At 43.8% G+C, this 7,950-nt stretch carries 9 protein-coding genes; 3 read left to right on the forward strand and 6 right to left on the reverse strand.

Translation table 11 applies throughout. From position 1 onward, the window contains the following. Window positions 1-47: 47 nt before the first annotated feature. Genes EKB01_RS08645 through EKB01_RS08655 form a run of 3 tightly spaced genes read right to left on the reverse strand, consistent with a single transcriptional unit; the run spans window position 48 to window position 2,585 of the window. Entirely contained in the window at window positions 48-1,280 is a 1,233-nt protein-coding gene (locus EKB01_RS08645) for a HAMP domain-containing sensor histidine kinase (RefSeq protein WP_109290239.1), read from the reverse strand. Next, complete coding sequence (locus tag EKB01_RS08650) at window positions 1,281-1,955, reverse strand: response regulator transcription factor (RefSeq protein ID WP_109290240.1); 675 nt, start codon at window positions 1,953-1,955, stop codon at window positions 1,281-1,283. Between the two features lie 9 nt (window positions 1,956-1,964). After that, entirely contained in the window at window positions 1,965-2,585 is a 621-nt protein-coding gene (locus EKB01_RS08655) for a hypothetical protein (RefSeq protein ID WP_009729517.1), read from the reverse strand. 147 nt (window positions 2,586-2,732) lie between these two features. Between EKB01_RS08655 and EKB01_RS08660 the strand changes: the two genes are divergently transcribed. Then, window positions 2,733-2,990, forward strand: coding sequence for a metal-sensitive transcriptional regulator (locus tag EKB01_RS08660; protein ID WP_000185161.1), 258 nt, complete (start codon window positions 2,733-2,735; stop codon window positions 2,988-2,990). Window positions 2,991-3,295: 305 nt separating this feature from the next. Here EKB01_RS08660 and EKB01_RS08665 read toward each other — a convergent pair whose 3' ends face one another. From EKB01_RS08665 to EKB01_RS08675, 3 genes are read right to left on the reverse strand one after another with little or no spacing between them, the layout of a single operon-like run. Next, window positions 3,296-3,592 carry a rhodanese-like domain-containing protein gene (locus EKB01_RS08665; protein ID WP_084872143.1) on the reverse strand — a complete coding sequence of 99 codons (297 nt, stop codon included), beginning with the start codon at window positions 3,590-3,592 and terminating at the stop codon, window positions 3,296-3,298. Continuing rightward, on the reverse strand, window positions 3,582-5,237 hold the full coding sequence (locus tag EKB01_RS08670; RefSeq protein ID WP_109290241.1) for an FAD-dependent oxidoreductase: 1,656 nt from the start codon (window positions 5,235-5,237) through the stop codon (window positions 3,582-3,584). Before EKB01_RS08670 ends, EKB01_RS08665 begins: the two co-directional genes overlap by 11 nt. Window positions 5,238-5,257: 20 nt before the next feature. Next, entirely contained in the window at window positions 5,258-5,566 is a 309-nt protein-coding gene (locus EKB01_RS08675) for a rhodanese-like domain-containing protein (protein ID WP_000468875.1), read from the reverse strand. 187 nt (window positions 5,567-5,753) lie between these two features. Between EKB01_RS08675 and EKB01_RS08680 the strand changes: the two genes are divergently transcribed. Beyond that, on the forward strand, window positions 5,754-6,317 hold the full coding sequence (locus EKB01_RS08680) for a sugar O-acetyltransferase (RefSeq protein WP_057488908.1): 564 nt from the start codon (window positions 5,754-5,756) through the stop codon (window positions 6,315-6,317). A gap of 285 nt (window positions 6,318-6,602) precedes the next feature. Continuing rightward, window positions 6,603-7,850, forward strand: a complete 1,248-nt coding sequence (locus EKB01_RS08685; protein WP_167266620.1) for a carbohydrate-binding domain-containing protein — start codon at window positions 6,603-6,605, stop codon at window positions 7,848-7,850. Window positions 7,851-7,950 lie beyond the last annotated feature (100 nt).

The raw sequence follows: 7,950 nt of genomic DNA on the forward strand, positions 1-7,950 counted from the left end.
GACTTGTTCGCTTTTTTATGAAATGATAAAGGGTAAAAGAGCTATAGCTATAACCAGACTGTAAAGGTAATCACTTGTTTTTTGTAGGTGACAAATATTTTACCTCTAAATAGGCTGACGAGATGCTGAGCCATGGAGAGGCCAATTCCGTGTCCAGATATGGTTTGGTTGTTGTGAGAAGTCTCCGCACGATAAAAGCGATCAAAGAAACGCTTAATATTAGCTGCTTGTCCATCCTTGTAATCATTAGAAATAGTGATGCAGGTTCGTTTGCGTAGTAGGTAATTTTTGCGTTGGAGTGTCAAGCGAATTGTTCCAGCGGGATCGCAGTATTTTCGGGCATTGTCAAGAAGGATGCTAAGAAGCTCATAAAATTCTTCTTGGGCTACTTTTTCTACAACGTCTGCTTCAATAGAACTTTCAAATTTTTTATCTTCTTTGGTAAAGAGAGGAGCAAAATCTGAGGCAACCTTTTCAGCGATGACGGAGATATTTTGAGGAGCTAATTTGATATCCTCTTGCTCCTCGAGCCGAGCAAGTCGGATGAGTCTTCCAATCAGGTGGTTGAGTCGTTCCGTCTGTTCTTTAGTGCTGATACTCCACTCAGTCTCTCCCTCCATTAACTCCTGTAGCTCGGTATTGGCCGAAATGATGGCTAGAGGCGTTTTGAGTTCGTGTCCTGCATTGGTGATAAACATCCGTTGTTTTTCATAGTTTTTGATAAAAGGACGAATGACAATCCCTGAAATCAAGGTGAAGAGCAGTATGAGGAGGAGTAAGCTAGCTAGGGCCAGCCAGATAGAGACCTGAAGTAGGGTGTCGCGTTCGCGGATATAGTTAGTTGTCTCAAAGAAAACCAGTAGTTTCCCAGTCGTAGATTGGCTCACTTGGTAGGTAAAATAGCGTCCCTTATGAGTAATAGAACCATAAGTTTCTTGCTTTTTGAGGATGTTTGGGAGAAAACTTTTGACTTCAGCCTCAGTTAAGGACTGGACATTTGTGAGGGAGATGGCGTAGTCATTTTCCTTTTCTCTGACGGAGAAGTATTGAAAATTGTAGACAATTCCTTCTTGGATATTTTTCTCAGTCAGACTTTCCTTGATTTCGTCTGTAATAGGAAGTTCGCCCTCATTCTTGGTTAAGATAGAGAGGACGGTGTGGATGTTACCCTCCGTCTGAGTGTAGACGATACTATTCATCAAGACTAGAAAGAAGGTTAGAATCAGAGCAATGGCAAGAGTGGCCGTTGCGATAAATTTGATACGAAGTTTTCGAAACATCTAGTCACCTCCTGTCAATTGGAAGGGGCCTTCTGCAGCTCCAAGTATTTGTAAGCTAGACTGGACACTTTGGAGTTTTTGGCGTAGGTAGGAGATATAGAGAAAGACGAGCTCGTGATCCTGTTCTTCCAGCTCATCTGGCCAGACCTGCTCTAGTAGTTGTTGACAACTGAGGGGTTGGTTAGCGTGCTGGATGAGGAGAGTCAAGAGTTGGGTTTCCTTTTTCCCTAAACGAATGCTGTTTGTAGCAGCCAATTCTTGTTCCTCAATATCCAAGCGAGTATTTCCTAATTGGACTGTATCCGGGGTGTAGTCTTCCAGGCGGCGTGCAGTAGAACGGAGTCTAGCTAAGAGTTCCTTGAGCGAGAAAGGTTTGGTCAAGTAGTCGTCAGCACCTGCATCAAGTCCAGTTACGCGGTCATCCACTTCGGCCATGGCTGTCAACATGATGACGTGAGTCGTATTGCCTGCCTGGCGAATTTCTTTGAGGGCTTCGATTCCAGTTTTAATTGGCATCATGATGTCAAAAATCATGAGGTGATAGTGGTTAGATTTAGCCTTTTCGACAGCGTCTTGTCCGTTAAAAACAGAATCAACGCTGTAGCCTTCGCGTTCTAACGCAACAGTGATAACACGGTTTAGTTGGGTTTCATCTTCGGCAAGTAGGATTTTCATAGGTTCTCCTTAGTCTTGATCAGAGCGCTGAATCAAATCACGGATGGTCTGCATGGTCAAGTCACAAGAAGCAAGCTCATCGGCACAACGTTTGAGCTCGCGCGTGATTCGCTCAGGATTTTGGATGTTTTTCTTGTATTTCATCTGGTGTTCGAGGCTAGCCCAGGAGTCCATAGCAATTGTGCGCAGTTGAATCTCGATAAAATAGGTACCCTGGTCATTTCCCAGACAGTCTGGATAGGGAGTGGTCACCTCTAGAATCAGATGATAGGAACGGTAGCCGTTGGGTTTGACCTGACGGATATAGTCTTTCTCTTTGAAAATATGGATGCTTGGCATCTGGCGAATATACTCTACGATGCGGTAGATATCATCTGTAAAGCCTGTGATAATTCGAACGCCAATAGCATCTCGTATTTCTTTAAGAGCAGATTGACTTGTCTGAGGAAGGCCCTTGCGTTGGCATTTTTCACGCATGCTTTTTTCTGTTTTGATGCGCGCATGCAAATGCTCATATAGTTTGAGGTTGGTTTCTTTTTTGTAATTGGCTGCGGCCTCTTCTATGTCTTGAATAAAGGTTTGCAAGATGATGGGTAAATAGGCTTCACAGCTATCATAGATAGAATTCATAAGAACGTCCATTCTGAACAGTTTTTTACTATTATATCATGAAAACACCGATATGAGATAAGTTCCTACAAAGACAGATGGGATGAGAATTTTGACAAAGCCCCTTATTCGAGATATAATGAAGAAAAATCGAGCAAGGAAAAAGAAATGACAAACTCAAAGTATATAACACGCTTGAAACGTTCAGAGGGCCAGTTGCGTGGGATTCAAAAGATGATAGAAGAAGATCGTGACTGCGCTGATATTGTGACGCAATTGACAGCAGTGAAATCGAGTGTTGAGCGCGTGATTGAGATGATGATTACGGAAAATCTCACCGCCTGCATCAACCAACCACTAGATGATCCCGAGGCTCAAAAGGAACGCCTAGAAAAGGCCATCCGATACTTGATTAAACGGAAATAAACTAATTTTTTGAGACGATAGTTGCAAAGATCTCTACTATTAGGATAGTTTAATGTGAATCAAGCGAGGCTGGAAAAAGTCTTTAAAATTAAAAAACGCATACTATCAGATGTTGAAAAACCTTGATAGTATGCGTTTTATTGTGGGGAGATTTATACTCTTCGAAAATCAAATTCAAACCACGTCAGCTTCACCTTGCCGTACTCAAGTACAGCCTGCAGCTAGCTTCCTAGTTTGCACTTTGATTTTCATTTAGTATTACTTCATTTTCTCCTGAAATTGAGTTGTTGCTCAGCTTTTTTTGCTTATTCTACTTGCCCAGGCCAAGCATTCATACCACCTTCTACGTTGATAACGGTGAGACCTTGGGCGCTGAGAAATTGGCAGGCAGAGGCAGAACGCACTCCACCTTGACAGATGACATGATATGCATGGTCAGGTTTGAGTTCTTTGTAGCCTTGTTCTAAGGTACTTAACGGAACATTTTTGGCACCTGGTGCATGTCCTGCTTGGAATTCATGTACTTCACGGACATCGATAAGCTCTAGATTTTCATTTTGATATTTTTCATAAAAGTCAGCCATGCTGATACTAGTTTCCATACTCTACTCCTTCTGGATTAGCCATTTTGTATAGTGAATAAGCGCCGTCAAGGTTTTGGACGGTAAATCCTGCTTGTTTGAGGATACGCTCTGCGATATAGCTGCGCAAACCACTATGGCAGCTAACGATGTAGGCTTGGTTCTTATCCAGTTCGTCCAAGCGTTCCCGTAGTTCGTTTAGGGGGATGTGGATGGTATCGACTTTGAGTCTACCGCTCTGGAATTCGCCACTTGTCCGTACATCTAGGAATTTCTTACCGGCGGCTAGTTCGTCTTCGAGCTGGTACCATTGAATATTGTCGCTGAGACCTTCGATAAGGTTCAAGGCTGCGTAGCCCAGCATATTGACGGGATCCTTAGCAGAGCCAAATGGTGGCGCATAGGTGAACTCCAATTCTGGTAAGTCAAAGACGGTGAGATTTCCCTTGATAGCAGTTGCTAGGATATCAATTCGCTTGTCAACACCTTTTTCCCCAACTCCTTGGGCACCATAGATTTTTCCAGTGGTTGGGTCAAAGAGAAGTTTCAAGGTCATATCAGTAGCGCCAGGATAATAACCAGCGTGGTCTTTACCGCTGACATGAAGTGCCTTGTAAGGAAGTTGATTCATGCTAAGGATACGCTCGCTGAGACCGGTAGAAGCAGCTGTCATATCAAAGGCACGAACGATAGCAGTGCCGATACTGCCCTTGTTTGTACGCCCGAGTCCTGCGATGACGTCCGCCACTTGGCGTCCCTGACGATTGGCAGGAGAAGCGAGAGAGATGAGGGCGTCTTGGCCCGTAATCTCTTGCTTGACGACGATGGCATCCCCAACTGCAAAAATATCTTTTTGACTGGTTTCATAATGTTCATCGACCAGGATCCCACCACGAAGTCCCAGTTCAATCCCTGCAGCCTTAGCTAGTCCATTTTCAGGTTCAACACCGACAGAAAGGATGGTGAGGTCAGAAGTGATCTTTTGACCGTTTTCGAGAGCGATGACTTTTCCTTGGTCTTCAAATCGAGTTGCAGACTGGGAAGTGATAACGCGAACACCATTTGCCAGCAATTCTGCTTGGACAAAGGCTGCCATTTCTTGATCTAATGGTGGCAAGACATGGGGTGCTTTCTCAACGATAGTAACTTGCAATCCACGTTTGGCCAGATTTTCAGCCATTTCAAGCCCGATAAAGCCTGCACCGATAACGACAGCTTCTTTTGGATGATTGTCCAAGGCTGCCATGATTTCATCGAGATCGGGAACATTGCGGAGCGTGTAGGCGTTCTTAGCTTCTGCCAAGCCTTCAATGGTAGGAACAAATGGTTTAGCCCCTGGGGAGAGGATCAACTTGTCATAGCTTTCTGTGAATTCCTGTCCATCGTGTCGCACTGTCACAGTGTGTTCTGCTGGCGAAATCTGGATGACCTCGTGAAATGGTCGCACATCGAGATTAAAGCGGGCCTTGAGACTTTCAGGAGTTTGGACCAATAAACTATCACGGTTTGCAATTTCTCCTGAAACATAGTAAGGAAGTCCGCAGTTTGCAAAGGAAACAAAGGGACCTTTCTCAAAAATAGTGATTTCAGCGTCTTCCATGAGACGTCTGAGACGGGTTGCTGCTGACATTCCGCCTGCAACTCCCCCGACAATGATAATTTTCATTGACTTTCTCCTTTATACATCTAGATGACCTTGCCTGTCCAAGCACTCATACCGCCTCGGACATTGATGACATCGTAGCCTTTTTTCTTTAACTTCTTCGCAGCTAGTTTGCTTCGCACACCAGAATGACAAATGACATAAAGTGTTTCTTTTGTCGCTGGTGTATAAGATCCGATTTCGGATAGAGGGACATTTTTGGCATTTTTGATATGACCTCTATGGAATTCCGTAGGCGTCCGAACATCCAGTAGCTGAATCGGTTCTCTGAGTTTAGCTTCTAACTCGCTGGTAGAAATACTGTCAATTTTTGTAAATAATAAGTGAAACATAGGCACCTCCAAATATACCCTTATGGGGTATATTAAACCATGAAGTTAAGATTTTGTCAAGCAAGTTGTTTTGAGTTGGGATGGGGAATGGTTTCGAGAGTTCAGAAAGAAGTCCTAGACCAGCTTATTCTTGACCTTTCAAAGTCTTTTTGATATGATGGCGTCAAAGTAAGTGTGAGGTATAAAGATGACCAGTGAATACCAGAAAATGATAGCAGGGGAGCCTTATCGTCCGTCGGACCCAGAATTACGGACCTTGGGGCAGGCTTCTCGCCAAAAACAGGCTGCCTTTAACAAGGAAGAAGATTCCTTGAAGGGAGCTGAAATCATCAAGACTTGGTTTGGTTCAACCGGGCAAAATCTTTATATCAATACTCGCTTGATGGTGGACTACGGTATCAATATCCATCTCGGGGAAAATTTTTATTCTAATTGGAATTTGACCATGCTGGATGTTTGTCCGATTCGCATCGGGAACAATGCCATGATTGGTCCCAACTGCCAGTTTCTAACACCTCTTCATCCACTGGACCCGCATGAACGCAATTCAGGGGTCGAATACGGCAAGCCCATCACCATCGGTGACAATTTCTGGGCTGGAGGTGGTGTCATTGTTCTTCCTGGAGTGACACTAGGAAATAACGTAGTTGCAGGAGCGGGGGCCGTTATCACCAAGTCCTTTGGAGACAATGTTGTCCTAGGCGGCAATCCTGCGCGCGTAATTAAGGAAATCCCTGTGAAAGAAAACTAAAAAGAACAGCCTCGGCTGTTCTTTTTATGAGCTTAATTCTTATAAATTTTTCTTCTTTCTAGCTTTCTTGGTCAAGGAGACATCGCACTGAAGAATGTTGTGTTAAAAAACCTATTAAATGTAGCCTAGAGTTCAAAAATTGTTTTTAGCAGTCCTTTCTAAAAAATTACTAAGCGAAACGTAACTGAAACTGAATTTAAGGGAACTTTCAGAAAAGTTTTAGTTTTGTTTCAGGAATCTTCTGTAGACTGTCTAGCTATATCATACGAAGGAGAGGAAAAAGGTATGAAATCAAAAAAATGGACCCTGCTCGCAACGAGTTTAACGGCAATGGTGTTGATGGCAGCATGTGCCCAGTCAACAACTACATCCAATACCAATGCAACGACAAATAGTGCCACAACAACTGCAACAAAGACAAGCCAATCATCCTATTTTACAGAGAAGGACAATGATACCTCTTATGATGAAAGCACAGCTTCTAAGATTGAGTTATCTGGCTCATCAGCAAACGTCTCTGGAGATGGGGTGACAGTCTCTGAATCCACAGTGACCATCACAAAATCTGGGACCTATGTGATTTCAAGTCAGTCTGACGGAGTGCAGATCAAGGTCGAGGCAGATAAGTCTGCAGATGTTCACCTAGTCCTAAAAGGTGCGACCATGACCAATACAAATGCAGCGATTTCAGCGACATCAGCTGGCCATGTCTACTTGACTCTAGCAGAGGGAACCACCAACAGTCTCTCTGACTCAAGCTCTAACAGCGACGAAAAAGCAGACGCAGCTCTCTTTTCTAAGGTGGATTTGACCATCAACGGGAAAGGAACTCTCAATGTAGATGGCAAGAAAAACAATGGTATCAAGGCCAACGACACCCTCCACATCACGGGTGGAACCTATAACATCACAGCAGTTGGCGATGCCTTTAATGTTAATGATGAACTCAATATCACTGGTACGACCATGACCATCGATGCCAAAGAGGATGGGGTCAAGGTTGACAATGATGACGATATGACTGTCGGCAATATGTATTTGGCTAACAATACCATAACAGTCACAGCAGGAGATGATGGAATTCACGCTTCTGGTAACCTAGTGATTGATAGCGGTACCTATACCGTTAAGAATTCAACAGAAGGGATAGAAGGAAAATCCATCACCATAAACGACGGCGATATCAATGTCTATGCGACAGATGATGGAGTCAATGCAGCTAACAAAAATGCCCAACAGAGTGAAATCTTCTTCACTATGAACGGTGGGAATCTGACAGTAGAAGTTGGTCAAGGGGATACAGACCCAATCGACTCAAACGGGGATATCACGGTTACAGGTGGAACCATTAAAATGATTGGTCAAACAGGTTTTGACTTTGATGGAACAGCGACCTACACAGGCGGGGATATCTATCTCAACGGCGAAAAACAAACGGAAATCGTCAACTCTATGCCTGGAGGCGGCGGCCCAAATGGAGGTCCTCAAGGAAATGGAGGTCCTGGCGGTCCAGTCTCTGCTGGACAGGGATAAACAAAAAAAGGATAGCATTCAATTTGTACTGACCCCAAAAAGTTAGACAAATAATTATTGAAAGGATTTAGTTCTGTACTGCACAGGACTAAGTCCTTTT

This window comes from Streptococcus sp. CCUG 71758 (genome assembly GCF_011714815.1).
Taxonomy (GTDB): Bacteria; Bacillota; Bacilli; order Lactobacillales; family Streptococcaceae; genus Streptococcus; species Streptococcus halitosis.

Coding starts and splice junctions, on each gene's coding strand:
- EKB01_RS08645 (WP_109290239.1), bottom strand. CDS start 1,280: ATGTTTCGAAAACTTCGTATCAAATTTATCGCAACGGCCACTCTTGCC.
- EKB01_RS08650 (WP_109290240.1), bottom strand. CDS start 1,955: ATGAAAATCCTACTTGCCGAAGATGAAACCCAACTAAACCGTGTTATC.
- EKB01_RS08655 (WP_009729517.1), bottom strand. CDS start 2,585: ATGAATTCTATCTATGATAGCTGTGAAGCCTATTTACCCATCATCTTG.
- EKB01_RS08660 (WP_000185161.1), top strand. CDS start 2,733: ATGACAAACTCAAAGTATATAACACGCTTGAAACGTTCAGAGGGCCAG.
- EKB01_RS08665 (WP_084872143.1), bottom strand. CDS start 3,592: ATGGAAACTAGTATCAGCATGGCTGACTTTTATGAAAAATATCAAAAT.
- EKB01_RS08670 (WP_109290241.1), bottom strand. CDS start 5,237: ATGAAAATTATCATTGTCGGGGGAGTTGCAGGCGGAATGTCAGCAGCA.
- EKB01_RS08675 (WP_000468875.1), bottom strand. CDS start 5,566: ATGTTTCACTTATTATTTACAAAAATTGACAGTATTTCTACCAGCGAG.
- EKB01_RS08680 (WP_057488908.1), top strand. CDS start 5,754: ATGACCAGTGAATACCAGAAAATGATAGCAGGGGAGCCTTATCGTCCG.
- EKB01_RS08685 (WP_167266620.1), top strand. CDS start 6,603: ATGAAATCAAAAAAATGGACCCTGCTCGCAACGAGTTTAACGGCAATG.